At 65.2% G+C, this 24,155-nt stretch carries 24 protein-coding genes; 15 read left to right on the forward strand and 9 right to left on the reverse strand.

The window, feature by feature from the left end; all coding sequences use genetic code 11:
• Window positions 1-448 precede the first annotated feature (448 nt).
• Window positions 449-895 carry a helix-turn-helix domain-containing protein gene (locus M3M54_RS12970; RefSeq protein WP_249019465.1) on the reverse strand — a complete coding sequence of 149 codons (447 nt, stop codon included), beginning with the start codon at window positions 893-895 and terminating at the stop codon, window positions 449-451.
• 384 nt (window positions 896-1,279) lie between these two features.
• Here M3M54_RS12970 and M3M54_RS16725 point away from each other — a divergent pair, with 384 nt between their 5' ends.
• Both M3M54_RS16725 and M3M54_RS12975 read left to right on the forward strand, forming a co-directional pair.
• Window positions 1,280-1,402, forward strand: coding sequence for a hypothetical protein (locus M3M54_RS16725; protein ID WP_256465781.1), 123 nt, complete (start codon window positions 1,280-1,282; stop codon window positions 1,400-1,402).
• A 98-nt stretch (window positions 1,403-1,500) separates the two neighbouring features.
• The gene (locus M3M54_RS12975; RefSeq protein WP_249019466.1) at window positions 1,501-2,070 is read left to right on the forward strand and encodes a helix-turn-helix domain-containing protein; all 570 of its coding nucleotides are present in this window, start codon (window positions 1,501-1,503) and stop codon (window positions 2,068-2,070) included.
• 131 nt (window positions 2,071-2,201) lie between these two features.
• Here M3M54_RS12975 and M3M54_RS12980 read toward each other — a convergent pair whose 3' ends face one another.
• The 3 genes from M3M54_RS12980 to mobF all read right to left on the reverse strand — a co-directional run bounded on the left by M3M54_RS12980 (window position 2,202) and on the right by mobF (window position 6,464).
• A complete protein-coding gene (locus M3M54_RS12980) occupies window positions 2,202-2,609 on the reverse strand; it encodes a helix-turn-helix domain-containing protein (RefSeq protein ID WP_249019467.1) in 408 nt (135 codons plus the stop codon).
• Between the two features lie 110 nt (window positions 2,610-2,719).
• Window positions 2,720-3,280 carry a hypothetical protein gene (locus tag M3M54_RS12985; RefSeq protein WP_249019468.1) on the reverse strand — a complete coding sequence of 187 codons (561 nt, stop codon included), beginning with the start codon at window positions 3,278-3,280 and terminating at the stop codon, window positions 2,720-2,722.
• A 196-nt stretch (window positions 3,281-3,476) separates the two neighbouring features.
• Window positions 3,477-6,464, reverse strand: coding sequence for a MobF family relaxase (gene mobF, locus M3M54_RS12990; protein ID WP_249019469.1), 2,988 nt, complete (start codon window positions 6,462-6,464; stop codon window positions 3,477-3,479).
• A gap of 631 nt (window positions 6,465-7,095) precedes the next feature.
• Here mobF and M3M54_RS12995 point away from each other — a divergent pair.
• From M3M54_RS12995 to ltrA, 3 genes are all read left to right on the forward strand, one after another.
• Window positions 7,096-7,251 carry a hypothetical protein gene (locus M3M54_RS12995; protein ID WP_249019470.1) on the forward strand — a complete coding sequence of 52 codons (156 nt, stop codon included), beginning with the start codon at window positions 7,096-7,098 and terminating at the stop codon, window positions 7,249-7,251.
• Between the two features lie 98 nt (window positions 7,252-7,349).
• Window positions 7,350-7,919 carry a helix-turn-helix domain-containing protein gene (locus tag M3M54_RS13000; protein WP_249019471.1) on the forward strand — a complete coding sequence of 190 codons (570 nt, stop codon included), beginning with the start codon at window positions 7,350-7,352 and terminating at the stop codon, window positions 7,917-7,919.
• 499 nt (window positions 7,920-8,418) lie between these two features.
• Window positions 8,419-9,663, forward strand: a complete 1,245-nt coding sequence (ltrA, locus tag M3M54_RS13005; RefSeq protein ID WP_249019472.1) for a group II intron reverse transcriptase/maturase — start codon at window positions 8,419-8,421, stop codon at window positions 9,661-9,663.
• 361 nt (window positions 9,664-10,024) lie between these two features.
• On the opposite strand, the gene M3M54_RS13010 is transcribed toward ltrA, so the two are convergent.
• The gene (locus tag M3M54_RS13010) at window positions 10,025-11,578 is read right to left on the reverse strand and encodes a type IV secretory system conjugative DNA transfer family protein (RefSeq protein WP_249019473.1); all 1,554 of its coding nucleotides are present in this window, start codon (window positions 11,576-11,578) and stop codon (window positions 10,025-10,027) included.
• 110 nt (window positions 11,579-11,688) lie between these two features.
• Complete coding sequence (locus tag M3M54_RS13015; RefSeq protein ID WP_249019474.1) at window positions 11,689-11,835, reverse strand: helix-turn-helix domain-containing protein; 147 nt, start codon at window positions 11,833-11,835, stop codon at window positions 11,689-11,691.
• A gap of 244 nt (window positions 11,836-12,079) precedes the next feature.
• Here M3M54_RS13015 and M3M54_RS13020 point away from each other — a divergent pair, with 244 nt between their 5' ends.
• A complete protein-coding gene (locus M3M54_RS13020; protein ID WP_249019475.1) occupies window positions 12,080-12,985 on the forward strand; it encodes a helix-turn-helix domain-containing protein in 906 nt (301 codons plus the stop codon).
• A 547-nt stretch (window positions 12,986-13,532) separates the two neighbouring features.
• Here M3M54_RS13020 and M3M54_RS13025 read toward each other — a convergent pair.
• Both M3M54_RS13025 and M3M54_RS13030 read right to left on the reverse strand, forming a co-directional pair.
• Window positions 13,533-13,967, reverse strand: a complete 435-nt coding sequence (locus M3M54_RS13025; protein WP_249019476.1) for an MmcQ/YjbR family DNA-binding protein — start codon at window positions 13,965-13,967, stop codon at window positions 13,533-13,535.
• A 235-nt stretch (window positions 13,968-14,202) separates the two neighbouring features.
• Window positions 14,203-14,472 (reverse strand): hypothetical protein, encoded by a 270-nt coding sequence (locus M3M54_RS13030; RefSeq protein ID WP_249019477.1) that lies wholly within the window; start codon window positions 14,470-14,472, stop codon window positions 14,203-14,205.
• 338 nt (window positions 14,473-14,810) lie between these two features.
• On the opposite strand from M3M54_RS13030, the gene M3M54_RS13035 reads away from it, so the two are divergent.
• The 7 genes from M3M54_RS13035 (at window position 14,811) to M3M54_RS17030 (ending at window position 19,582) form a co-directional block, all read left to right on the forward strand.
• Window positions 14,811-15,353, forward strand: a complete 543-nt coding sequence (locus M3M54_RS13035) for a GNAT family N-acetyltransferase (RefSeq protein WP_249019478.1) — start codon at window positions 14,811-14,813, stop codon at window positions 15,351-15,353.
• Between the two features lie 708 nt (window positions 15,354-16,061).
• Entirely contained in the window at window positions 16,062-16,961 is a 900-nt protein-coding gene (locus tag M3M54_RS13040; RefSeq protein WP_371878589.1) for an IS1595 family transposase, read from the forward strand.
• Window positions 16,962-17,041: 80 nt separating this feature from the next.
• The gene (locus tag M3M54_RS13045; protein ID WP_249019480.1) at window positions 17,042-17,206 is read left to right on the forward strand and encodes a zeta toxin family protein; all 165 of its coding nucleotides are present in this window, start codon (window positions 17,042-17,044) and stop codon (window positions 17,204-17,206) included.
• Between the two features lie 18 nt (window positions 17,207-17,224).
• On the forward strand, window positions 17,225-17,659 hold the full coding sequence (locus M3M54_RS13050; RefSeq protein WP_249019481.1) for a hypothetical protein: 435 nt from the start codon (window positions 17,225-17,227) through the stop codon (window positions 17,657-17,659).
• Window positions 17,656-17,862 (forward strand): GrpB family protein, encoded by a 207-nt coding sequence (locus M3M54_RS13055; RefSeq protein WP_249021781.1) that lies wholly within the window; start codon window positions 17,656-17,658, stop codon window positions 17,860-17,862. Before M3M54_RS13050 ends, M3M54_RS13055 begins: the two co-directional genes overlap by 4 nt.
• Before the next feature lie 102 nt (window positions 17,863-17,964).
• Complete coding sequence (locus M3M54_RS13060) at window positions 17,965-18,951, forward strand: transposase (RefSeq protein WP_249019306.1); 987 nt, start codon at window positions 17,965-17,967, stop codon at window positions 18,949-18,951.
• Between the two features lie 364 nt (window positions 18,952-19,315).
• Window positions 19,316-19,582: a GrpB family protein gene (locus tag M3M54_RS17030; RefSeq protein WP_371878590.1), complete on the forward strand. Its 267-nt coding sequence runs from the start codon at window positions 19,316-19,318 to the stop codon at window positions 19,580-19,582.
• A 38-nt stretch (window positions 19,583-19,620) separates the two neighbouring features.
• On the opposite strand, the gene M3M54_RS13070 is transcribed toward M3M54_RS17030, so the two are convergent.
• Window positions 19,621-19,995: a class I SAM-dependent methyltransferase gene (locus tag M3M54_RS13070; protein ID WP_249019483.1), complete on the reverse strand. Its 375-nt coding sequence runs from the start codon at window positions 19,993-19,995 to the stop codon at window positions 19,621-19,623.
• Between the two features lie 504 nt (window positions 19,996-20,499).
• Here M3M54_RS13070 and M3M54_RS13075 point away from each other — a divergent pair.
• Both M3M54_RS13075 and M3M54_RS13080 read left to right on the forward strand, forming a co-directional pair.
• A complete protein-coding gene (locus tag M3M54_RS13075; RefSeq protein ID WP_249019484.1) occupies window positions 20,500-21,897 on the forward strand; it encodes a transposase in 1,398 nt (465 codons plus the stop codon).
• A gap of 253 nt (window positions 21,898-22,150) precedes the next feature.
• On the forward strand, window positions 22,151-24,154 hold the full coding sequence (locus M3M54_RS13080) for an ATP-binding protein (RefSeq protein ID WP_249019485.1): 2,004 nt from the start codon (window positions 22,151-22,153) through the stop codon (window positions 24,152-24,154).
• Window position 24,155: the final 1 nt, after the last annotated feature.

Consider the following 24,155-nt stretch of genomic DNA (forward strand, 5'->3'; position numbering starts at 1 on the left):
AATCAAAGAACCCTCCCCCGTGTAGGAGCGGCACGAAACCTCGGGCGGTTCAGGATGTGGTGGTCGGTCCGGTGGTGGCGCGCGAGTCTGGCGTACCGTTCGAGCGCTCGGTCAGCGGTTGGCTGGGTGCACGCGCGCTGTTCTGGGTAGAGCGGCAGTTCGGGGATGTCGGCGCGTCTCAGCTCGGCATGAGGCGGGCCGCTGCTGCTGCTTCTCAGCCTGGGCTACCGTCCGCCTCGGTCTCTTGTCACGCATCGCAACCTCCAAACCCGGGTTGGTGTTACAAGGTCAGCTGGCTTCTGACCGTCCACAGTGGGCCCAGTTCAGACGTCTGCACCCACATCTGTGTCGACGCCAATAGAGCTCCGAATCACCGTGATCGGGTTCGCACGGCAAGCAGCTGGGATCTTCCGGTTCATAGCCAGGCGGAGCGTCGCGCGTCAGCCGGCTACACATGCGACCACCTTGGTGCCCACTCCGGCGGCCGCAGGTCATTGGCGCGCAGAATCCGATGAACGGTCGAGGACGGCACATTGGTTGCCGCCGAAAGTCGGCGCAGGCTCCAATACCGGGCGCCATCTGGTGGTGGCCCATGCACCGTAGCCAGCACCCGGTGAACCTGGTCGCTCGTAATCACTCTCGGCCGCCCCGGCCGCGGTGCATCAGCCAAACCGTCCAGACGCCGCTCACTGAACCTCACCAGCCAAAGTCGCACCGTCGGCTGCGAAACCCCAATCTTCGCGGCAATTTCAGCGTTGGCCGTCCCAGCCGCGGCGAGCAGCACGATCTTGGCCCGCATAGCGTCGTTCTGCGGCGTCGAGCGTTTTCGCACCACCGCCTCCAGCAACTGCCGTTCAGCGTCCGTCAGCTCGAGCCAAGCCAAAATAGTCGCCACCAGCGAAGCCGCACGGAAATTCGACCGCGCAGTTAGCCAAGGAACCCTGCGAGCTCCGGGCGCAGTCGCCCAAACGGGTGGAACCGGAGCGCCGCGCCTGACGAGACAAAACAGCCGATGACTGTGGCCCGAGATCTCTGCACCGGCGCGAACCAAACCGTGTTGTCGTGAGCACTGGCCTGGCGCCGCGGTTACTCGTGGTCGCTACGCAGGATGGCGGCGAGCTTTGTGAGATCCGCGGCAATCTGCTCAAGCAGTCCTGCGGCGGCCTCTCGCTGCTGGCTGTTGAGCGACACGCTGGGTGGTGACGATTCGGGCCTCAAACGTCGTTGAGCGTGGTGATGTGATCGGCTGCTGATCGCGGTCAACGCCAGGATGGTGGTGATGACCGGCCGGGCCGTGGTGTTCGTCCGTAATTTGCGGGTGCTGGCCGCTGCCGTGCCGCCAGCGGTGATGCTGCTTATCACCATGCTGGTGGCGGCGTTTGCCGGTGCGGCCGGGGTCTGATATGCCTTCCAACACGAGTTCCCCCGGGGGTCTGGTGGGAGGGGCCGTTGGGAGCGTTGGCCAGGTGAGGAGCGTGGTGTTGTGTGGGTGTGATGGCGATGAGCGCAGAGCAGGTGGTGGTGGAGGCTGATCTGCTGGCTGGGCGTTTGTGCTGCCCGGTTTGTGACGGGCCGCTTGCGCCTTGGGGGTTTGCGCGCGAGCGCACCGTGCGCCTGCTTGATGAGACACGCTTGCTGCGGCCACGGCGAGCGTGCTGTCGGAGCTGTGAGCGGACACACGTGCTGCTGCCGGCCTGGGCGCTTGCCAGGCGGCGTGACGGGACGGAGGTGATCGGCCGGGCGCTTTTGGCCAAGGCCAACGGTCAGGGGCACCGCACGATCGCAGCGGCGCTCGGGCGCCCACCAGGGACGGTGCGTGGCTGGTTGCGCACCTTCACGCGCCGCGCCGGGGCGATCACCACGGCCGCTCGCCTGTGGGAGCGTGCGCTTGACCCGTCAGCCAACCAGCAGATCGTGTCCGGCCCGCCGCTGGTGCAGGCGGTGGACGCGCTCGGCCGTGCGACCAGGGCATGCCGGCTGCGGCTGAAGCTCACCGCGTCACCGTGGGAGCTTGCTGTGGTGTTGACGGGCCTGTTGCACGGGCCGGGACGCGACCCACCAGGGTTCTGAGACCCCGCGGTGTTGGTGCCCAGGCGCGGTGGGTCGCATCGCTCGGGCCGCACACGCCCCGCACCCCGAACAACATCCCGCGTCCTGGCATCCAGGCTCATGCCGAGCGATCAACAGCGAAAGCGAAGCGGTCACAGACGCGCAACGCACCACCACCCGCCCCCGTGCCCCCTGTTTCTCTTCCTTGCCGCCGTTCCCAGGGCCACAGGAGCACGCTGCAAGGGGCTTTGGTCGTTCGGTCGTTCATAACCCAGATCATCACCCCCGATGACGCGATCATCACCATCCTGAGTGTCCGTCAACAGCTGGCCCGGTAACGCGCTGTCCGCGACGCTGGCGGGTGGCTCGGAACCCGACTTGGCCAGTTCCGCTCCGATGAACGCCTCGAGGACGCTGCGCTGGATACGCACCCGCCGTCCTCCGACTCGCAGCGCCGGTAGCTCTCCACGGTCTATCCAGTTGCGGACTGTTTGAGCGTTCACCTTGAGGAGGGCGGCGGTCTCATCGACCGTTAATAGCTCTGCGTCCGTGATGGTCATTGGCCAAACAGATCATACTTGAGTCGCAGTGAGACAAAGCAGCGTCAGCATCTGCCTCATGGCTGACACGGAGGTCTCCGCTGGTGCTGCGCTGGCGGCCTTGCTCGCTACTACCCCAGCCATTCGTCGAAGCGCTGGCTGACGCTCCGGTTGTGCGCTTGAACCCGGTCACGTAACTGCTGGCCGGCAGGCCCAGCGATCGTGGCGGCGGTGTACTCCTCCGGCTCCCAGCGCTGCACGGCGCAGCGCAACAGCGTGTCGATCGCTTTGATCGGGATCCAGCGCGGGTCACGGAAGTCGCCCGGCTTCATGTTCCCGGGGAACCGGTGGCGTTCGTGGTCCGGGGTGATAATGATCAGCTGGTCGACCAGATGCTCCGGGTCGTCCGGGTTCTCGCTCACGGAGCGGTGATGGAAGTCGACGGCGAGATACTCGTCGGGTGGGCGGTGCTGGATTAGCTGGAACTCACGGCCATCGGGGTAGAGCTGTTCTTGGATCGTGTGGGCGAGCGTCTCGATCGCGTTCGGGATGTAGGTGCCGGGGTTATCGGTCAGCTCGCCGGCGATCACGACCGGCCGGTAGCCGGGTGCTTCGTACGCACGGGCGTGGCAGATGCCTTGCATGCCGCCGATACCCGGAAACGTCAGCAGTAGCTCCCACTCAAGCTGCATCACGCGGATCCTAATGGCCGTCTTTCGCCATGTGAAGAACCTTGAGACCGCGGCACAGGTGCCTGCCACGCAAGGAGCCCAAGGAGCTCGTGCCGAGACCGCAACCAACTGGCGTGCTGCCAGCGCGGGTGCACGGCAAGAGCGACCCCTCGCTCCGACAGGCATGGTCTGCGCCGCGATGGAGCAGAAGCCGTGCTCATAGCTCATGGCCGGGTGTGCGGGCCCGCGTCAGTACTTCCGTCTCGCGCTCCAGCCCGTCTGGCTCGGCTTCGGCGCGTCCGGGCCAGACACGCGGCGGGTCTCGCTTGAGCTCACGCTCGGTGCTGACGGCCGGTTCGGTGGGCCGTTCGCCCGCATCGCGCCCGACACGGGCGCTGGGACTGTCGGGCTCCCGCAGGTCATGGTCCGGCACAGCAGGATCGCTTTCGTGGTCGCGTCCTGTCGGTGGCTGTGTCTCCCATCTCGCGTGCCTTGGCCAGGTCCGGTCCGGGTCGTGTTCGATCCCGCGGCGCCTGACCGGCACGGTCCTCTCAAGGTCGGCTTCAAGCTCGGCGATTGCTCTGATCGTGGTTTCGTGTGCGAGGGGGGTGTTGATCGATGGGACGTCCGGCTCGGTTTGGCTGACCCGTTCAGCAAGCCGCGCCAGCGGATCTGCGGCTGGCACTGATCCCTCTTGGTCGGCGTGGTAGATGTGTGTTTGCTGGCGTGCGCGGGTGATCGCGACATACGTCCCTTCCCGGGTCGCCTGGCTGGTGATGATCACGTGCGTGGTGTCGGTGGTGTGCCCTTGGGCGGGGAACGGATGCTGCACATACGCCAGCCGCAGATCAGCCTGCTCGACCTGCTGGTAGTCGAGCTTGACGCGAGCCCCGTCAGCGAGACGCAGCTCAACCTCACGCCGCTCAGCATCCACGGCCGTGATAGTTGCGCTGGTGCCGTTACGGACCGGCCCGTGACCGGGGTGGTTGATCGTGTGCCGGACCTGGACTTCGTCGCCCTCGTGTAGCTCATACGGCCTGCCCGGGGCTGGGATGTGCTTCTCGCCGAGTTCTCCGTGCTGGTGGCGGATCGCCTGCGCGCGGGCGTTCAGCTCATCCAGATGCTCGTTTGAGGTTTGCGCGACCACCAAGGTGCGTTTGCCGCTGGCGCGGTCGTGGTGGGCGGCTTCGAGTGCCTGGTCCTCCACCCGCCGCTGGTCCTCTGCTTGGTGGATCCGGTCGCGGGCTGCGTAGGTGCGGATCGCCAGCTCGGTCTCGCCTTTGCGAAACAGGGTTTGGCTGTGGCGGTCACCAGGATCCTGGGAGCGCTGGTTGACCGTCAACGCCACCAGGGCGTCTGTGTGCCGGGTCATGGTCTCGATCCGGTCCCAGAGCCCGCCGGCACCGACCGGCTGGTTCTGTTGCGGGTCCCCAACAGCAATCAACCTCGCACCACTGGTTTCGACCGCGTGCAGCAACCGGAGCTGCTCCCTTGTGGACGCCAGGGCGGCCTCATCATGGATCACCGTGGTGTCCGGCCCAAGCTCGATCCGGCCGTGGTTCAGGGCGGCATGCAACCCGGCGGTCGAATACGCGACGCATTGAACACCGTGTTGTTGGAGTTCGGTGGCGAGTCGTTCTGCGGCTGCGGCGGCGGTGCTTGTCACGACGATCGTTCTGCCGGCGTTCTGGTGTGCGCGTGCGATGCCGGTCAGGGTGGTGCTCTTCCCGGTACCCGCATGCCCCACGATCACCACCAGGGGGTGCTCACCACAGGCAAGCTGGATAGCCCGGCGCTGCTCGTCAGACAGCCGTCCACCGTGGGTGGCGAGCTCTTGGTCAAGACGCCCCGTCTCACGCACCGCCACGTCCTGGGGGATTGGCTCAAGCGTGGTGGTGGTGAGGCGTTGGGTGATCGTGATCACCGCCCGCTCATACCCCCGGTGGTCCTTGGTGGTGCCGCTCCCGTCCGCCAACAACAGAATCTCACCGCTCGCGCGCAGCGCCCGCAGCTGATCGAGGGCTACGAGGATCGGGGTGCCGGCGGACTGCTCCAAAGCGGCGGCTCGTGCCTCCCTGGCGGCGAACGTGGAGTCAAACTCGGTGAGCGCGACCAGCACCTCCTGTGGGCTTGCCGGCTCAAGCAGGGTTTTGGGTGTGTGGCGTAAAAGCTCGAGGCGTTCGCGGCTGATCCGGTGCCGGATCGCTTCACGCTGCCATTCGCTGTCGAGGTCCTGGGTGGTGGCCGGCCCTTTCGCGCTGCGGGTCAGGGTGCCCATCAGCCGGTCCTGTTTCGGTGGCAGCTGCCCGGTAGCTTGCAACCGCTCAAGCTCGACCATCGCCTCCTCCGCTTCTGGGCCACCGTGGGTGATCACGGTCTGTAGCGCACGCTCCCGGTCGGTGAGCCGCTCACGGATCGCGGCCCTGACCTGGTGGTGACGACTCGACCACCTGTCCAGGAGTCCCTGTGGGATGCTGTTGATCTCGAAGTACCGGCCACCACGCCCCGTGCCACGGGTTATCTGAAACCCGAGTGCTTGCAGCTCACGTGCAAGCTCTGTCCGGTACGCGGCCCCGAGCTCGCGCTGGTGCACAAGCCAGGAACGCGAGTCGATCGCCACAAGCCGGCCGTCCCGTCTTACGGCGGCGTGCAACAGGACGTGGGAGTGCAGTTGCGGGTCCGGGAGCTGACCTGAGACCGCACGGGCAGTGGTGTGCCGCCAGCTCGTAGCAACAAGCCCCGTTGCCTTTTCGTGGATCACCTTGGTGGAGCTCACACGCCGACGCAACATCGGCACCTGCCCTGTGGCGTAGGAGAGCGCACGATCAACCGCGGTCTCGTGCGCCCGCTCGATCTGTGAGCGGATCTCACGATTCGAGATTGCCCAGGCGGCGCTCACGGACTTGGGTGCTGAGAACGTTGCGTCGACAGCCGCGACCGCCTCACCCGAGCCGCCGGTGCGGCGCAGTTGCTCACCGTTGTCTGGGCGTCTGACCGCCATCAGTGTGCGCAACTGCTCCCCGGTCACCGCCGCTGTGTGGTCGAGTGCGAAGCGTTCAGCACCGTGAGCCCAGCGTCCTGGTGCCTCGACCCGTTCGCCGTCTTTGAGGTAGTAGTCCCCAAGCTCCGTGGCGGTGGTCTTGCCCTCCAGATACTCCGCATACCCGCCCGCTGAGCCGCTCGTGATCTTCGCCAAGATCAGCATCCCGGATCACCTGCCACGATCGTCCTGCAACGCCTGTGGGACGTCTCTGTGCCCAGGACGTCCAGACATACACTCCACGCACTCGGTGCTCGGCCCGCAAGTTGTCCTACTTGGTGTGCCACGAACGCTGAAGGAGGAGTTTTGTAGAGGACTCATCACATAGGCGGTGCTGTGCGAGAGATGGAGGCTTGTTGGCCCTCCGGCGTCGACCTTCGGGGGTTGGCGTCAAACCGCCCTGATGCTGCGTTGGCTGAAGACCGTCGTGGTGAGCGTTCAGGGAGAAGGCTGGGCTTGATCCGGTCAGGTGGGGACCAGGAAGACGTTCCAGAGCACCCGGTCGGGCTGGTTGCGGGCTGGGTGTCGTTGTTGAAGCGTCGAAAAGACACAGATGGCATCGAAACCGAGGGTCCTCAACTTGCTCTCGGGATGAGCCTGGCGGGTGCCCGAGTATTGGCCAGGTGGTGCCCGGCGTGAAGACGGCGTGAGCCTGGTCTGCGGCTCTTGCACGGAACGTGGGAAAGCTGGTGTCGATATGACGTCCCGGGGTCGTAGGCCTCCAAGGGTGTTGAGCGACACGCTGGATGGTGACGGTTGGGCCCTCAAACGTCGTTGAGCGTGGTGATGTGATCGGATGCTGGTCGCGGTCAACGCCAGGATCGTGGTGATGACCGGCCGGGTCGCGGTAGTCGTCCGTAATTTGCGGGTGCTGGCCGCTGCCGTGCCGCCAGCGGTGATGCTGCTTATCACCATGCTGGTGGCGGCGTTTGCCGGTGCGGCCGGGGTCTGATATGCCTTCCAACACGAGTTCCCCCGGGGGCCTCGTGGGAGGGGCCGTTGGGAGCGTTGGCCAGGTGAGGAGCGTGGTGTGGTGTGTGCGTGATGGCGATGAGCGCAGAGCAGGTGGTGGCGGAGGATGATCTGGTGGCTGGGCGTTTGTGTTGCCCGGTTTGTGACGGGCCGCTTGCGCCGTGGGGGTTTGCGCGCGAGCGCACCGTGCGCCTGCTTCACGAGACACGCTTGCTGCGGCCACGGCGAGCGTGCTGTCGGCGCTGCGAGCGGACACACGTGCTGCTTCCGGCCTGGGCGCTCGCCAGGCGGCGTGACGGAACGGAAGTGATCGGCCGGGCGCTTTTGGCCAAGGCCAACGGTCAGGGACACCGCACGATCGCAGCGGCGCTGGGGCGCCCACCAGGGACGGTGCGTGGCTGGTTGCGGACCTTCACGCGCCGCGCCGGGGCGATCACCACGACCGCCCGCCTGTGGGAGCGTGTGCTTGACCCGTCAGCCGACCAACAGATCGTGTCCGGCCCGCCGCTGGTTGGGGCCGTTGACGCGCTCGGTCGAGCGGCCCGGGCATGCCGGTCACGGCTGAAGCTCACCGCGTCACCGTGGGAGCTTGCTGTGGTGTTGACGGGCCTGTTGCACGGGCCGGGACGCGACCCACCAGGGTTCTGAGACCCCGGGGTGTTGGTGGCCACGCGCGGTGGGTCGCATCGCTCGGACCGCACACACCCCGCACCCCGACAACATCCCGCGTCCTGGCGCTACATCCCTGCCGAGCGATCAACAGCGAAAGCGAAGCGGTCACAGACGCGCAACGCACCACCACACGCCCCCGTGCCCCCTGTTTCTCTTCCTTGCCGCCGTTCCCAGGGCCACAGGAGCACGCTGCAAGGGGCTTTGGTCGTTCGGTCGTTCATAACCCAGATCATCACCCCCGATGACGCGATCATCACCATCCAGCATGTCCGTCAACACAAGGGGCGTGAGAGGGAGCGTGCCAAGGCAACAACCGGAGGCACTGAGTACCGATGCGACGCTGGCTGGCGGACCGGCTCGTATTAGCTGAGAAGCCGCTGCTCGCTGGGGTGGTGGTGGAGCGAAGGGGCCGGCTGATCTGGAATGTCGTTTCGATCAACTGGGGCTTTGGTCCTGGGAGGAGTCGATAGTGAACATGCCAAAGACGCACGGCAAGTCGTTTGCGATCCCGAAGCTGTTGGTGTGGGAGGCGTGGCGGCGGGTCAAGGCAAACAAGGGTGCGCCGGGGGTGGATGGCGAGGACCTTGAGCAGTTCGAAACTGACCTGAAGAGCAACCTCTATCGGGTCTGGAACCGGATGAGCTCGGGAACCTGGTTTCCGCCGCCGGTCAGGGCTGTCGTGATCCCCAAGCCGCATGGTGGCGGGGTCCGGATGCTCGGTGTGCCAACGATCGCAGACAGGGTCGCTCAAACGACCGTGGCCATGTTTCTGGAGCCGCTGGTGGAACCGAGGTTCCACCCGGACTCCTATGGCTACCGGCCGGGAAAGTCGGCTCATGACGCGCTCGCCACATGCCGACAGCGGTGCTGGAGATACGACTGGGTGATCGATTTGGATGTCCAGAAGTTCTTCGATGAGGTGCCGTGGGATCTCACGATCAAAGCGGTGCAGGCGGTGACAGACAGTCCATGGGTGCTGTTGTATGTGAAGCGGTGGCTGGCTGCACCGTTGCAGCACCCGGACGGCACCCTTGAGCAGCGCGAAAGAGGAACCGCTCAGGGGTCGGCGGTCTCGCCGGTCCTGGCGAACCTGTTCATGCACTACGCGTTTGATGCGTGGATGGTCCGGGAGTATCCGGGCTGCCCGTTTGAGCGCTTTGCTGATGATGCGATCGTGCACTGCGTAAGCAGACGCGAAGCGGAGGCGGTGCTGGCCGGGATCACCGAGCGGATGACCGAGGTGGGCTTGAGGCTTCATCCCGACAAGACGAGGATCGTCTACTGCAAGGACAGCAACCGTCGCGACAAGCACGAGCACGTCTCGTTCACCTTCCTTGGGTACGCCTTCCGGCCACGGCAGGCGAAAAGCAAAACCGGCGTGATCTTCACGTCGTTTCTGCCCGCGATCAGCCCCGAGGCGCTGAAAGCCAAACGCACGGTGATCCGCAGGCTGCGGATCCACCGGCACACGACCATGACGCTCGCTGACCTGGCGAGATGGCTGAACCCCATCATCACCGGGTGGATGAACTATTACGGCCGGTACCGCCGGACCGCAATGCGTCCCCTCCTCGAGCAAATCAACCTCTACCTGAGGCGCTGGGCAGGACGGAAATACAAACGACTGAAGGCCTACAAGCGGTTCAAACAGTGGCGCATCAGGATCGCGGCCCAACAGCCACGCCTGTTCGCCCACTGGCAGTGGGTCGCCTGGTGCTGAGCGTTTGATCAGAAGAGCCCGGTGACGGGAGACTGTCACGCCGGGATCCGAGGGAGCCGGGAGCTGAGACGCTCCCGGCGACCCGACTCCGGCGCTCACACGACTGAAGCGACCCTCCGCGAAACCGCTGTGGGAGCCGGTCGTGGAGCCGGCTGCGACCCTGGCCGGAGTCCCGTCCGTCAACAGTGTCGCGGTTCCCGCCGCGGGCACGGCCACGGTCGTTCCAGCGGGCCTGGTCAAGGCGCCTGTCGTCTCCGCGGACACGCCCACGGCTGGGCTGGCGGACAGTTTCACAGTCCCGGTCGTGGTCGTTGATGGCCTTCAGACGCCCCGATGACGGTGGTGCCCGGCATCGTCGCGCTCACTCCTGTGGGCTGGTGGTGAGCGTCCGCCACGGCTCGGTCCGGTGCGCGGGGGTGAGGGTGACCAGCTCCCATTTGACGCCGTCGAGGTGCAGGGCTTTGCCTGTTGCGATGTTTGCGATCTCACCGGGGGAGAGCACCCTGGTGCGCTGCGTTGAGTAGGTGCTGGTCGGCTTCTGCACGGGTCCGGTGGAGCCAAGGATCGCTTCGGCAAGCCCGGTGTGCGGACGGGTGCGGGAGACCACCTGGCGGTCATACTCCCCAAGCATCACCGACACCGCCTCCAAGGTTCTGCTGTCAGCGATCCCGGGCAGGATCAGCTTGGTGCCAAACAACGTCAAAAACCCGTCTGCCTGCTCCCCCCACCTGGCGCGGGCCTGCGAGAGGTCCTGCAGGGCTGCCAAAAGCAGGAGTCCTTGGCTTGCGCCTTCTGAGGCGATCTGCGGCAGCTCCTCAAGCGGGGCGATGTTCGCTACCTCATCCAGCGCGAACAGCACCCGGCCTTTCAGCCTGCCGTTGGCATGCGCGTGATAGGTGGCGCGACGGATCTCAGCAAGCAGCCCGCACACCAGTGGTGCGGCGGCTGCCTGTTGCTCGGCGGGGGCGTGAATGTAAATGGTGTCCTGGCTTTGGACGAACTCGTGGGTGTTGAAGTTCGGGATCCTCGCGCTCTGCAACGCTGTCTCGCTGCTGTAGGCGGTAAGCGCACCGGCGGTGCTGCTGAAGATCGCTGAGCGCTCCCGCTCCTCCGTGTTGAACAACCCAACCAGGGTTTGGAACGCCAACGGTGCGCAGCGTTCATCCTCAAGCAGCACACCGGCCTGGTCGAGGTCATGGGACATCACCCACCCAACCACGGTCGCCATGTCGTGGTTGTGGATGGCGGCGGCGTGAAGCAACGCCGCCAACAAAGCCTGGGAGCGGTTAGCCCAGTGCGACCGGTCCGTTGTCCCCGCCCCGACACCTGATGTCATCGCGCGTGCCAGCAGCAACGCCCCATCCCAGGTTTCTGATCCGGTGACCGGGGACCAGCGAAGCTCCATCCCACCCGCCCTCGAACCGCTGCTGCCGGCGGGATCGAACACCCACACCCGCCCAACCCGGCCACGGGCCCTGCCGGTCGCTGTGAGCACATCCGGTTTGGTTGAGGTCGAGACGACCGGGCCGGTGTGCGCGACCACGGTCGGGATGATCACCGAACTGGTTTTCCCGGAGCGTGGTGGGCCGAGCAACAGCACCGCGCGTTCTGATCGTGCGAACCGGGGCTGGTTGTTTGACCCAAGCCCGAGACGCGGGCCGCCACCAGCACGCCATGACCGCCCACGAACATCCGTGAGCGGATCAACCGGCTGCTGTGGTTGCACCGGCTGCTTTGAGCGGCGTGCCCGCAGCTCAGCAACCAGCGGCCGGCCCATCCAGCGCAGAAAGTAGAAGATCAGGATCAGGACCGCCAGGTAGCCGGCGATGTTCGTCACCGCCACATACACCGACGGGTGCGCGGTGTTCGTGTTCAAAAGGCTCAAGGCGCCGACCACAAGGATCACGCGGCGCACCCACCCACCAACGCTCTTCGGTCGCAGCGCAACCCAGGGGCGTAGCGGTGGTAGCGGTTCCGAACGACGCTGCTGTGCCATTACCCGGTGCATCATCCAAAAAACAGAGCTCAGCCGGCGAGTTTTTCTTCGATCCGGGGGCGCAAAAACCGCCATGCACGCCCAAACCTCGAGGCGGGGATCTCCCCACGGCGGGCGAGGTAGTAGATGGTTGAGACCGGCAGCTGCAACAGCTCAGCGACCTCTGAGGCGGTCATCACCTCATCACGCGTGAGACCACGCGGACGCTGAACGCCTGACGCGGGAGCGCCGGTATAAGGGGTTGTGGTCTGCATGGCCAAAGAACATGCATGAGAAGCCGGGACGTCTCAAGGACGTCTTGGGACGTCTTCAAAGACGTCTACGGACAACTTGGACATCTCCAGGACAACTTCACGGGCCAGGGCGCGTAAAGTCCTGCAAGAAGCCACTTTCAAAGTTGTCCGAAGCTTGAGCTGACCGATGGGGAACGAGAACCTTCAAAACGCGCTTCACCAGGCCGGTTTGACGATCGAGGCGTTCGCGCGTGTGATCAACGTCGACCCCAAAAGCGTCGGACGCTGGGTCTCAGGCAACACCATCCCCTACCCACGCCACCGGCAGGCGATCGCCCGCGCACTCGATTTGGACGAGCATGAGCTGTGGCCAGACCAAACCCCGGTATCAGGCGATGACGACGACACGACGGCGGGCGATGGGTGTGATGTGGTTGGCAGCTGGAGCTACGCAAACCAGCACAACGCCCCCAACCCCGCAGATCTCATCACAGCTAGCGACGGGCCGATCGATCTGCTTGACAGCCACGCCGGCATCCAGCCCACCGACCAGATCATCGACCGGATCCAAGCCGCAGCCGCCGCCGGCCGCAAGATCCGGATCCTCACCGAGACTCCGACCAGACAGCTCGCCGCGCTGATCGCACAACCAAACGTGGAGATCCGGGTCGATGATCTCTGGACCGAGTTCTGGTTCCTCCGGGCCGGTCACCAGATGCTGTTCGCGATCAACTTCCAAGACGACATAGACGTCATGCCAGCACCGATCCTCAAACTGGACGGCACGATCACCGGCGGACTGTTCGAACGCGCACAAGGCAAGTTCGAGGAGCTCTGGCAGCAAGCCACCGAGAAGCCACAGACCCTGGTCAGGACAGCAGCGCAACTGGAGCAGATGATCTCCCAGCCTGCCGCTCTCGCCACCCCCAGCCACCCCGCAGGCCGGCAACCACCAAAGGCGGGCAGCAACAGCGGCGCCGGCGCCGAGATGCCGCCGATCTCGGCCGGCAACGAGCCGGCGATCTCGCCGCTCGCCAAGATAGGCGAGTCAGCGGCGCCGCAGCCGAGACGCTGGCCAGGACGACACGAGTAACCCAGACGGCGGTCGTGGACATGCGCGGCGCTGCTCGTGCGCACCACCACCATGCCGGTCCTGACCGCGTCGCAGCGCGCCAGCAGCGCCACGATCACCGAGAACGGCGCGACATGACCATCTCACGATCAAACTGAACGGCGCCCAACACCAGGCCACGCGTCTCCGGCAGCGTCTCCAGCTCCCACCGCGGTCGGGCTGCACGGATGGCGGCCGGCCGGAAGCTATCCGCGTCCCAGTGCGCCAGGCACCCGCCAGGTTCCAGCCGGCCTCTGCCAGCTGGCGGTCAACCCAGGAGCAGGAACACCACGTCCTGTGGCCCCCCTTCCCGGACGGGCGGGATCGTGGCGCCGGCAGCCGGGCCGTCAAGGTCGCCTCCGGCTCCCTTACCCTCGCCTACGGCTCGGTGACAGCCCGGCCGTCCGGCGCACAATGCCTGGGATGTCCGGGAAGGGGGCTGTCTCGCGCAGCAGCCGAACCCCCGCTGCTGGCTGCACCCGACTCGCGCCAACCAGGACCTGTCTGACCGTGGCGTGCCGACCAGGGTTCATGGGTTGGTGTGCCAGCCGAGCGCTTGCCGGCGGGCTCGCGGTAGCTTGCTGAGGATCAGGTCGTAGGAGTCCTCAACCAGGTCGAGGATCATCTGGTCAGACAGGGAGCCGTCGATGATCACGGTGTTCCAGTGACGTTTGTTGAGGTGGTAGCCAGGGATCACCGCTCGGTGTGTTTTGCGCAGCTCCTCTGCCAGCGCCGGGTCGCATTTCAGGCTGATCCGCAACGGGTTATCTGAGAATCGGCAGAGCGCGAAGATCTTGCCCGCAACCTTGAACACAGAGATCTCCGGGCCAAACGGGAAAAGCTCATCGCTGCCTGGCAGCGAGAGGCAGTAGTCGCGAAGCGCGGCGGCGTTCATCAGCTGCCCGATGATGCCGTGTTTGGGCTGCGCGTCACTGGGTCGGGTGCGTCTGCTGTTTGCGTGCACGGGCAGCTTCTGCCGCTTCCCGACCGCCGACGGGAGCTGGCCTATGCATCGGTCGTGGCGACGCTCAATCAAGGAGACGTTGCGATGGCGGGCAGCACGCAGCAGCCGGCGACGTGGCCGGCACGAGGGGAGTCGCGTTCGCCGCACCGGCCGCCGGTGGCGTGTCGGCGGAGATCGCGTACGGCCCCGTGGCGGCGATCACCCTGGGGTGTGCACGGGCTCAACGCCGGGCTGCCTAGCGAGCGTCCACGGCCAGCTGCGCTAGGCGCCGCAGCTGATCCTCGACCGTGCGGCGAGCGCGACGTCCCATCAGCGGACCTGAAGTCACCGATAGCTTCTGCCACGTTACGGTCAGCGTGACCGCCGACCTGTTCTCGCCTGCCGGCCTGACTATCCACTCGACCCGGTCAGCGATGCGTAGGCGCAGCAGCTTTGCCACGAGGCCTCGTTGCACCAGCTCAGAGCTGATGATCAGGCGGTTCGGCGGGTCGTAGAGCTCCGTCATTAGACGAACCTGATAGCCGGTCAGCTACGACGGGGATGACGCACGGATTTGGAAACCGCCAGTCACGCATTCTTCAACGTCGCCGATCAGCACGGTCCCTGGACTGAGCTTGACCAGCCGGCTGGGATCTGAGATCACCGCGAACACACGCGTCGCTGCGCTTTCGATGTTGGCGGTAGCGGACACGCTGAAATCCCTGTGCGCCATTCAGGTGGCAGTCAAGCATTCCCGCCGGCGCGGCAGCACACGTGGGGCACCGACGCACGCCACGGCGAAACGGATCGCGAGCAACATGCACACTTTCGGCACAAAGCTCGATCCGTGCGAGACTCGTCGCCGTGAGGATCAACACAAACAGGCTGCAGCTGCGGCCGTTGACGATCGCTGACCTCGACGCCCTGCTCATCATCCACAGCAGCGCTGAGGTGCAGAGATTCTTTGGGATATTGGACCGTGCTGAACTGGCCGACTGGCTCGCACGCGTCGAGGAGGACTGGGCACAGGACGGGTATGGACGCGCAGCGATCCTTGACGGCGCGACCGGCCGGCTTATCGGCCGAGCAGGACTCAAGCGGTTCCCGGAGTACGGAGAAACCGAGCTTGGATGGGTGCTTGAACCCGGATCATGGGGACACGGGTTCGCTACCGAAGCAGCACACGCCTGGGTGCGGTGGGGCTTTGAGAACCTCGACGTCCCATACCTGACATCAATGATCGCCCCGGAGAACACCCGCTCGATCGCGGTCGCACAGCGACTCGGAATGACCGCCCTGCGAACAGACATGCTTCTCGGGGAAGCTGTCACGGTCTACTCGATCAGCCGAAACTCATGGCCATCCACGAGCCCCAACCGCAACGAGGACCCATCACAGCCCTGCTAGCACCGGCACGGCACAAGCAAGCCCATCAAACGTTCACAGAAGGACCGCTCGCCTTGGCTGGGTCGCGCAGCGGGGTGTGAACCATCGCTCGCCTCCCAGGACCGCGAGTCACACAGGCCCGCGCTTCGGTCCCGTCCGGGATTCGGGCCGGTCTCGCTATCGAAACGTATGGCGGAGCTGTCAGTCGGGCGTGCCTCGTACCGCCCAGGCGGCCGCAGACACAGTGAACGCGCCGGTTGGAAACTTTGCTGAGCACCGTGCGCGCAACTCAGCGCGCGCGTCGGACGAGAGTCTCGCCAGGAACGTTCCTACCGAACCGACACCTCGAAGAAACGGGTCCCACCACTCCTCGAATCCGCCGAACCGGACGTCGACTGAGACCATGCTGACCTCTGTCGCGCGGATGCCAGCCCGCGCGAACAGCTCGGCAAGGTCCCCCTTTGTCGCGCCGGCCCGTGAAGACTCCCCGTCGACGACCAGGCCCAGCTCTCGAGCCGCCTCCCAGAACCCGGCCAGCGGCCCGCGCCAATTGTGACCGTGATCCCAAACACAAGCCGCGACAATTCCCCCCGGCCGCGACACCCGAGCCATTTCTCGAAGCGCATGTCCCCCTGTTTGCACCAGGGTTCCCTTGTCGTTCTGACTGCCACGACGCGATTTCTTTCCGGTGTATCAGGTGTTCTCGGCCTACTGTCGATAACGACAGCGATGCGAGCGCCGCGATCTGGTCGAGACTATCCGCGAACGAACACGGAGTTCTACGCGACGTTGAGTTCGCCCGCCGATGCTGCTGGTTGGATTGATCGGCTGCGGTGGGAGGGCGGTTTCACTTGCCCGGAGTGCAGCGGCATGGAGCATTGGCCGTTGGCGGCGGGCGGAAGGCGTTGCAAGGGATGTCGGCATCGCATCGCGCTACTGGCTGGCACCCCGTTTCATCGTGCGCGCGTTCCGGCTCCGGCAGTGCTGGAAGCCGCATGGCTGATGACTGAGCCGAACTCTGTCGCCAACGCGAGTTCGCTGACACGGAATGCTGCCATCAACCGGGAGAACGCTTGGACGGTGATGCACAAGTTCCGCGAGGTGATGCATAGGGACATGTGCTCCGTGCAGCTGCGAGGGATAGTCGAAGTGGATGAAGTCTTTGTTGGCGGCAAGCCTCGCAAGCGCGGGACTGCGCAGCGGGGGCGCGGGACGGCGAAGTATTCCGTGGTCGTTTTGGCGGAGCGGCGCAAGGGCGAGCGCGTCATCGTCCGACGCGTCCGCAACATACGGGCAACGACGCTCTTGGCAGTGGTTCGCAGCCACGTTGCGCCGGGTGCAACCATCCGCATAGACGCGAACCCGAGCTACGGCGGCCTCGCCGCGATGGGCTACCGGCACACGAGTTACAACATGAGCGCGCTGCCGCTACCTGCGCACCGCTACCTGCTAGTCGTCCATGCCGTGTCGTCCAACGCGAAGCGTTGGCTCACGCAGGCGCTTCACCGAACTCCGAGCGGCAAGCATCTCGACTACTACCTCGCAGAGTTTGCGTTCCGCTGCAACCGCCGCACGGCCCGCCAGCGCGGCCTGTCGTTCTACCGGCTGTTGGAAGCCACGCTCCAGTAGGGGCAGGTCACACAGCGAGCCATCATCGCTCGCAGTTAGACGGCACGGATGCCGCGCGTGCCCTTGGTAGCTTGGCGCTGATGCCCCGGTCAACGCCCGAGACTCCCAACGCGCCGGTTATCTACCTGATTACCGGGCCGATGGCAGCGGGCAAATCGACCGTCGCTCGCCTCTTGGCGGCGCGCTTCGAGCGTGGTGTGCATCTCGAAGGCGACGTCTTCCGCAGAAGCATCGGTGCCGGATGACGCGAGCCGACACCCGAGATGACACCGGAACAGTTGGAACAACTGCGGCTGCGCTACCGACTGGCCGCAGCCGCAGCCGATGGCTACCTCGAGGCTGGCTTCACCGTCGCGCTCGAAGATGTCGTTGCTGGCCCGCTTCTGGGAGAGCTGCGAACGATGGTCCGCAGCCGACCATGCCACATCGTCGTGCTGCTGCCGTCGAGCGAGGCAATCGCCGCACGTGAAACAGCCCGCGACCACAAAGACTACGGAGTGTGGAGCGTAAAGCAGTTACGCGACGGCTTCGTCAGTGAGACGCCGCGCATCGGCGTCTGGCTGGACAGCAGCCACCTCACACCCGAGGGACCGTCGATGCCATTCTCGAACGCACGGCGTCGCATACAGCGTCGTCATGGTCGGAGGTTGTCGTCGCCGACTACGACCGGCGATGGCCGACGCTGTTCGAGCAGATAGCCGAACCAGTCCGCGCTGCCGTCGCAGACCTCGGAGCCGAGGTTGAGCATGTGGGAAGCACCGCCGTGTCAGGGCTGCGAGCCAAGCCGGTCATCGACATCGACGTCGTCCTCCGCGCGGAGGCGGATGTGGACACGGCAATCGAGCGCCTGTGCTCGCTCGGCTATACCTACCAAGGCAACAAGGGCATCCTAGATGAGTAGTGCCACGGCCGGCGGCGGGGTCGTGGCGTTGAAGGAGACATAACAGCGCAGGTCGAAGTTGGCGGTACTCAATACCCAGCGCCGACCCTGTGGAGGGACTCGATGGACGCCAACCTCGACCTGCTGCTTACGGTTGTTTACTGCATCGTTGACGATTTCCTGCCTCAACGGCCCGGAAACGCGCGTCGGAAGATCACTGATGCGGAGATCATCACCATCTCGATCGCGCAGTCGATCATGGGGATCCCGTCCGATTATTGGTTCCTCGCGCTCGCGCCCCGGCAGATCGGGCATCTGTTCCCCCACCTGCCGGAGCGAACCGCCTACCACAAGCGACGGCTGCGGCTCTCGCGGCAGATCGAGGCGCTGATCAGCGAGCTCGCCCGCCGCAGCGCGGGATACATGGACGACATGCTGCTGGTCGACTCCACCCCAGTGGAGTGCGCCCGATCGCGGGAGACGGTCAAGCGCGGCGGGCACTCCAGCCTGACTGACGCGCTCGCTAACGCCGCCGACTACGGGTATTGCGCCAGCCACAGCCGCTACTTCTACGGATTCCGGCTGCACGCCCTGTTCGCCCCCGACGGCACCCCGCGGGCGTTGGCTTTGACCTCCCCGAAGATCGACGAGAAGCTCGTGTGCCTGCAGATGGTCGCGCGGTGCGAGCATCAGCCCGGGGTGATGCTGATGCTGATCGGCGATAAGAACTTCCGCGGCAAGGAGTTCGAGGCCGAGCTCGCTGAGCTCGACGCGACGATCCACCGTCCCCGTCGCAAGGACGAGAAGCGTCAAGCCGCCAGCACCGCGGCAGCATCGACCCCGGCGCTCCGACCGGCCTCTGAGATCACTCCCCAGCCACGGCGCACCCACGCAAAACCCCACCAGCTGCATCTCGCGCCGATCCGCCAACGGATCGAATCGATCTTCTGGACCTTCAAAGACATCCTCACCCTGGAGCGCCACGGCGCGCGCACCCTCTCCAACCTCCGCGTCCGCCTATGCGCACGCTTCGCCGCCCTCGCCGCCGCCGTCATGCTCAACCACGAACTCGGCCGCCCCACCCGCGCGCTGGTCGACTACACCGCCTAATCCCGTGGCACTACTCATCTAACGGGAGGGGGTCAGCCCCCCTCCCGGCCTCCCCCATCGCGGGCGGTGAGGCCGTCCGGCAAAGCCGGCCCTCCCGATTCTCGTCCTGCCTCCTCGCCGGATCCGGGCAGCACGAGACGGCGCGCTCAGCACCTGAGCGCAGCATCAACCGTGCGCCGGCACTGCCTATGACGGGCACAACCTCCAGCACGCGGACCCTGGGGCCGCAGTGGGTCGTTCTCCCAGGCGGAATCTGATCGCAGGCCCATCGCCATCGTCCTCTTCGGCCGCCGCGCTGTCAAGAGAAACTCGTCACAAGATCACGACTTTCACAGACCAAGTCGAACTAGGGCGCGAAGCGTTCATGTGGCCGGACGGTGCTCCGCCGCACCACCTCTATACCGTAGTCGCAGGCAGCGAGCCCCACCGCGACCACATCGACTTCCGCAACTACCTACGGGCACACCCCGATACCGCTCACGAATATGCAGAACTGAAAGACCGGCTCGCCGTCGAGCACCGCAACGACAGGCTCGGCTACACCGAAGCCAAAGCCGCGTTCATCACCCAAGTCCTCCGCGACGCCCGCCAAACCAAGCCCGCCGCGTGGCACTCAGGGGGACAAACCTAGCCAGTGGCAGTCAGGGGGACAAACCTAGCCAGTGGCAGTCAAGGGGACATGCGCTTTTCTCGAAGACCAGCCACCGGATCGGCCATGAAATGCACGACCAGCTGCGCTACTGCCGCATCGAACTCGGCATCCTCAAACGGCAACGCCTCGGCGGCCGCTAACCGGGCCAACACGCCGGGATGGCGTGCTTGGACCGCGGCCAGAAACTCCGGTGAAGGATCGACCGCCGCGACGGACCGCACCCCGATACGATCGACCAGAACGGTGGTCAGTGCGCCCGATCCACATCCGACATCGATGGTCCGCTGGCCCGTGGTGAGGCCTGCCTCACTCCCGTCAAAACAGCGCAAACGCCGCCGCCACACACCCCAGCCCAACACCCACACCGCCTGACACAAGCCAACCAGCAGCACCCACCACCCACCACACGCGGCGTCAAACCCCACTCAACCGACCGCCCGGCCCCGTCCAACAGCCCCCGCCAAACGCCCGCCAAACGCCCAGCCGCCGCAGGGACTTCCGTCCACCCCAAATGCGAACATGTCACCAGGGCAAACGTGAAGACTTCCTTATAGCGGGGGCAGGATTCGAACCTGCGACCTACGGGTTATGAGTCACATTCGGCTGATCCGCCGGGTCCGGGCCGATACCGCGAAATGACGGTAATACTGGAGCTCCGCGCCGTCCGTTGACATCGACTCCGTCCATATTTCACCCAATCCGCCGCCGTTCGTTTGACAAATGTTGGGTCTTCCGGCATTGATGTGGGTACGGTGACCGCCGCATTCAGGGTTTGAGCGGGCGTTTGGCTGTCTGAGGCAGTTCGCGCAGGTTGCGCACGGCTGGGCGACACGCCCGCTGCCCTCGTGGCAGGCTGCTGGCTGTTAGAGGTCAAGCGGCTTGCAAGGAGGGACAGCGTGCGTGTCACGACAGCATTTTCCAGGCTTCTGCGGCTTTCGGGCGTGTGGGTCCGTGACGTCCAGTTCGAGCCTGACCGGGTGGTCGTGGAGGTGGCGCTCTGCCGCCGGCGGCTGATCTGTCCGGAGTGCGGGTATGCGACCGTGGCGCGCAAGGACACGCGGCCGCAGCACTCGGTCTGGCGGCACTTGGATCTCGGGGTCTGGCGTTTGGAGGTCCACTGCCGGCGTCGGCGGCTGTGGTGCCCGGTGCATGGGGCGCGGACCGAGCAGGTGCCGTTCGCGCGTGCGGGGTCGCAGTTCACGCGCGACTTCGAGGGTCTGGTCGCGTGGCTTGCCACAAGGACCGACAAGAGCACGATCAGGCGGATGCTCAGGATCGACTGGGACACGGTCGGGCGGATCATCGAGCGTGTCTGCGAACAGGAGCTTGACGGCGACCGTCTGGAGGATCTCTATGACATCGGGGTGGATGAGGTCAGCTGGAAGCGCCAGCACAACTACCTCACCTTGGTCGCCTGTCATCAGCGCCGCCAGATTGTGTGGGGGTGCGAGGGCAAAGGCCAGGCTGCTGCCGACCGGTTCTTTGAGGAGCTCAACCAGCGGCCTGGTGAGAGAGCTCTTGGTTGTTGCCCACCGCCGGCGATCATGACGCCCTGCGGTCCGGGCGCGAGCGTCCCGATCGATGCCGGGGCTCAGGACGCATCGCTGCTCGAGAGCAAGGACACCGGGCCGCAGGTCTTCGCGCGCGCGTCCAGGCTGCGGGCGGTCTCGATGGACATGACCGGCGGATACGCCAAGAGCGTCCGCACCAACGCCCCGCAGGCGACGATCTGCATCGACCCCTACCACGTGGTGGCGCTCGCTAACCAGGCGCTTGACGAGGTCCGCCGCTCATACTGGAACGAGCTGCGCTCCCTCGGCGACCAGAACGCCGCTAAGCGCTTCAAGGACGCCCGCTGGTCGCTCTTGAAGAAGCCTGAGAAGCTCACCGACACCCAAGCCGCGACCCTCTCCCGGCTCAAAGCCGCCGGCGGGGAGGTATGGCGCGCCTACGAGCTCAAAGAAGCGGTCCGTGGCATCTTCCAGGCAGGACTGGACCTCGACGACGTCACCGTGCTGATCGACCGGCTCCTGTCGCGTCTGTCCCGCAGCCGGCTTACGCCATTCGTCAAGCTCGGCAAAACGATCCGCAAACACCGCGACGGGATCCTCGCCGCGATCCGCCTCGGGATCAACCAAGGCCGCACCGAAGCGCTCAACAACAAGGTCCGGCTCATCACCAGACGCGCCTACGGCTTCCACAGCGCCAAAGCCGTGCTCGCGCTCGTGCTGCTCACCTGCGGCCCGATCACCCTTCACCTACCACACGAACTACACGCACACGAGACCGGGTGACAGTTGACCACATCCATGCCGAGAGAGCCCAAATGTTCGACGCGAACGGCTAACCGAGGCCCTGTTGCGCGCCGCCCTTCCCGGGAGTCCGTAGCCCACCCGACATCATCCCGCTGGGCCTAACGACGAGCCCACGGCAATCATCGATCGGTGTCAGAACCCCCTTTACGTCGGACCCCATCGCTAGCCTTAAGTCGGTAGACCCTTGGTCGCCTTGGCCCGAGCGCGGCGGCGAGGACACGAGGAGCTAGGTGTGGCCGGAATCGCCGACATCGTGCAGACATCAAGCGAGCTGAAGAAGCCGCTGACAAGCCTGATCAACGACGGCTGCAAGCCGGTCGGCGGCGTCTTTCGGTTGGACTACGACACGGCCGTCGTCCTCACAGACGACTTTAAGAAGTTCGAGGCAGGAGGCGTACCTCGTGGTGGCTTCCTTATGGCCGTAGCCGGCGAACAAACAAGCGCTGGATTCGTCCTCGAGGATCAGGAGGTGGTGCTCTTGCGTGTGCGCGGAACCGCACCCCTACCGAACGAAGCTGATCTCGTTCAGGTCCGACTCGCCGTCGTTCGGGATGCCGGCGAGTCCGGCGTCGGCTTCGACGAGGTGACGGATGTTCTCACCCGTAACGAGTTGCAGCAATCGGCCTTCGACTGCGAAGTACTGGGTACGTTCTACACCGAGACCGACTCGCGCGATGCTGCCGTCTACTTCGGCGCGGACGTCGACAACGTCGTCGCGTCGGCTCGCTACCAGGTATTCCTGCCCTCGGCCCGGGTCCTCTCCTGGCTCGCGTCTTATCCAGAGCCGACCGACCCGCGCGACGCCCTCGCGATCGGCCGGGTTCGATTCGCGGCGACCCGTCGCAAGGCCCTCGTCGCCGGGATGGACAAGGCCGACGTGAAGATCCACCTGAGCGATTTCGTCGGACGCAAGACCGCCGTGTTCGGGATGACCCGCACCGGGAAGTCGAACACGATGAAGACCCTCGTCACCGCCGTTCACCGGTACGGCTCTGAACATGGCGAGCGCATCGGCCAGCTGATCTTCGACCCACAAGGCGAGTACGCCAATGTCAACAAGCAGGACCGGACCGGCCTGCGGCTCCTCGGCGACGACGACACGACCGTCAGGATCTACAAGGTCGAGCCGGACGCGACCGACAGCCGCGAGAAGCCCCTGCGTCTCAACTTCTACGAGCGCGACGTGCTTGCCGCCGTTTGGGATCTCGTGGCGGACACGACGGCGCCGGTAAACACCAACTACGCGAAGACGTTCCGAGCGGCGGACCTCACCGAGCCCGATCGGAACGACCACAGTGCTCACAACCGCTGGGGCTGGGCTCTCATTGCGTTCTACGGGCTTCTCCACAAATGCGGATACAGCGCCGCGGCACTCCCGCAGCCGCTTGAGGTCGGCTTCAAAACAGACCTTGCCAGCGAGCTTCTGAATGAGCATGCCGGCGTGCTCCAGCCAGGCTCACGCGCCGGCAGGTACAAAGTCCCGAGCCCTGCTGCGGCGTTCCGGATCGCAGAGTGGGTCGGCGAGCGGCCCGATGAGTTTGAAAAGTGGCACGACAACGAGTGCCGGTTCAAGGACATCTTCGGCGTCTATGGATACACCGGCGTCACATCCGCGATCCGCTCGATCCGTGCGTTCCACAGCAGCGATGCCACCGGCGACGTTGGCGAGCATCTCTGGGACGACATGCTCGCCGGCAGGCTGGCAATCGTCGACCTGTCCGCCGGCAACGAGCTCGTTGCGAAGACGATGTCCGAGCGGATCGTCACGCATCTTTTGAACCGAGCCAGCGAGCGCTTCCGCGGCGACAACGAGCCCGTTCAGATGCAGATCATCGTCGAAGAAGCTCACAACCTCTTCGAGCGCGGGGGGCGGGAGGTTCGCGACGACCCATGGGTCCGGCTGTCGAAAGAGGCCGCGAAATACAAGATCGGTTTGATCTATGCCACCCAGGAGGTGACGTCGGTCGACAAGCGGATCCTGTCGAACACATCGAACTGGCTGATCGGGCATCTGAACTCCGATCACGAAACCCGGGAGCTTTCCCACTACTACGACTTCAAGGTCTGGGCGAACAGCATCATGCGTGCCGAGGACGTTGGCTTCGTTCGAATGAAGACCTATTCGGGCAAGTACATCGTCCCCGTACAGGTAGCGAAGTTCGATCACGAGATGGTGAACCAGGCCCGAGCGGCCGCGGGGCTGAGCGCCGTCGCTCCGTCGGCTGAGGACGACTAGC

Source organism: Conexibacter sp. S30A1 (genome assembly GCF_023330665.1).
Lineage (GTDB): Bacteria > Actinomycetota > Thermoleophilia > Solirubrobacterales > Solirubrobacteraceae > Palsa-465.

Excerpts from the sequence above, each read along its gene's own strand:
- M3M54_RS13000 (WP_249019471.1), top strand. The coding sequence starts at position 7,350 with ATGAGCGCAGAGCAGGTGGTGGCGGAGGATGATCTGGTGGCTGGGCGT.
- M3M54_RS13050 (WP_249019481.1), top strand. The coding sequence starts at position 17,225 with ATGACACCGGAACAGTTGGAACAACTGCGGCTGCGCTACCGACTGGCC.
- M3M54_RS13040 (WP_371878589.1), top strand. The coding sequence starts at position 16,062 with ATGCGAGCGCCGCGATCTGGTCGAGACTATCCGCGAACGAACACGGAG.
- M3M54_RS13030 (WP_249019477.1), bottom strand. The coding sequence starts at position 14,472 with ATGACGGAGCTCTACGACCCGCCGAACCGCCTGATCATCAGCTCTGAG.
- M3M54_RS12975 (WP_249019466.1), top strand. The coding sequence starts at position 1,501 with ATGAGCGCAGAGCAGGTGGTGGTGGAGGCTGATCTGCTGGCTGGGCGT.
- ltrA (WP_249019472.1), top strand. The coding sequence starts at position 8,419 with ATGCCAAAGACGCACGGCAAGTCGTTTGCGATCCCGAAGCTGTTGGTG.
- M3M54_RS12985 (WP_249019468.1), bottom strand. The coding sequence starts at position 3,280 with ATGCAGCTTGAGTGGGAGCTACTGCTGACGTTTCCGGGTATCGGCGGC.
- M3M54_RS12980 (WP_249019467.1), bottom strand. The coding sequence starts at position 2,609 with ATGACCATCACGGACGCAGAGCTATTAACGGTCGATGAGACCGCCGCC.
- M3M54_RS13020 (WP_249019475.1), top strand. The coding sequence starts at position 12,080 with ATGGGGAACGAGAACCTTCAAAACGCGCTTCACCAGGCCGGTTTGACG.
- M3M54_RS17030 (WP_371878590.1), top strand. The coding sequence starts at position 19,316 with ATGTGGCCGGACGGTGCTCCGCCGCACCACCTCTATACCGTAGTCGCA.
- M3M54_RS13045 (WP_249019480.1), top strand. The coding sequence starts at position 17,042 with ATGCCCCGGTCAACGCCCGAGACTCCCAACGCGCCGGTTATCTACCTG.
- M3M54_RS16725 (WP_256465781.1), top strand. The coding sequence starts at position 1,280 with ATGACCGGCCGGGCCGTGGTGTTCGTCCGTAATTTGCGGGTGCTGGCC.
- M3M54_RS13060 (WP_249019306.1), top strand. The coding sequence starts at position 17,965 with ATGGACGCCAACCTCGACCTGCTGCTTACGGTTGTTTACTGCATCGTT.
- mobF (WP_249019469.1), bottom strand. The coding sequence starts at position 6,464 with ATGCTGATCTTGGCGAAGATCACGAGCGGCTCAGCGGGCGGGTATGCG.
- M3M54_RS12995 (WP_249019470.1), top strand. The coding sequence starts at position 7,096 with ATGCTGGTCGCGGTCAACGCCAGGATCGTGGTGATGACCGGCCGGGTC.
- M3M54_RS13015 (WP_249019474.1), bottom strand. The coding sequence starts at position 11,835 with ATGACCGCCTCAGAGGTCGCTGAGCTGTTGCAGCTGCCGGTCTCAACC.